This is a genomic window from Haloferax sp. KTX1 (genome assembly GCF_902410085.1).
Taxonomy (GTDB): Archaea; Halobacteriota; Halobacteria; order Halobacteriales; family Haloferacaceae; genus Haloferax; species Haloferax massiliensis.
On record NZ_CABPRH010000048.1, the window covers coordinates 1 to 648 of the forward strand.

Genomic DNA, 648 nt, shown 5'->3' on the forward strand with positions numbered 1-648 from the left:
CAGCTAAATCGCGGCCAGTGAGGTTGTTTAGGTTCTCGATGTCGCGCTCCTCACACCACTCGCGGAAGAATCGGAGCCGTGTCTTCGCGTTCCGCATCGTACTCTCGCGAACGGACGGTTCGCGGTGTCGGAGGAACCGCTCGATGCCTTCCTCCGGCGAGAGATCCATCAGGTCCTCGCTCATGCTCGCCCCCGCTTTCGCTTCCGGTAACAGCCCAGACAGCGGGACTCACCGGGATAGCAGAAGTTCTCGCAGCCGTCCGTCTCGCATTTGTCCACGTCTTCGATGACGCGGTCGCTCACGCACGCGCACCTCCAGACGGGACGTACCGGTCTCCGCAGGTTGGTCGACTGGCTATACCGCTGCTCGTTGGGCTACTTTCAATAGCCCGCTCGTTCTCGTACTTCATGGCTTCGCGAATCTCTCAGCAGGGATCGGAAGCCGAGTCCGACGTGTTCCAGCACGTCGGGCACTTTCTGAGCACCCGTATGGATCGGCTTCCACGTGGCAGATGAGTGGCTACCACAATATAACTTTCCCAACGGCTGTTCACAAAGGTCGATGGGTTACTACTATTGTCTCTTAGTGAATTATTCTGGTATATCGGTGTTACTATGAGTGCTTCCAACCCATCCGAAGACCAGATG

1 protein-coding gene and 1 pseudogene are annotated in these 648 nt (G+C 57.3%); both read right to left on the minus strand.

Translation table 11 applies throughout. The features are described from left to right. A pseudogene (locus tag FY251_RS20670) lies at positions 1–184 on the minus strand (integrase); the annotation flags it as partial. Continuing rightward, positions 181–303, minus strand: coding sequence for a hypothetical protein (locus FY251_RS23240; RefSeq protein ID WP_255516775.1), 123 nt, complete (start codon positions 301–303; stop codon positions 181–183). The pseudogene FY251_RS20670 and the gene FY251_RS23240, both read right to left, overlap by 4 nt. Between the last annotated feature and the right edge of the window lie 345 nt (positions 304–648).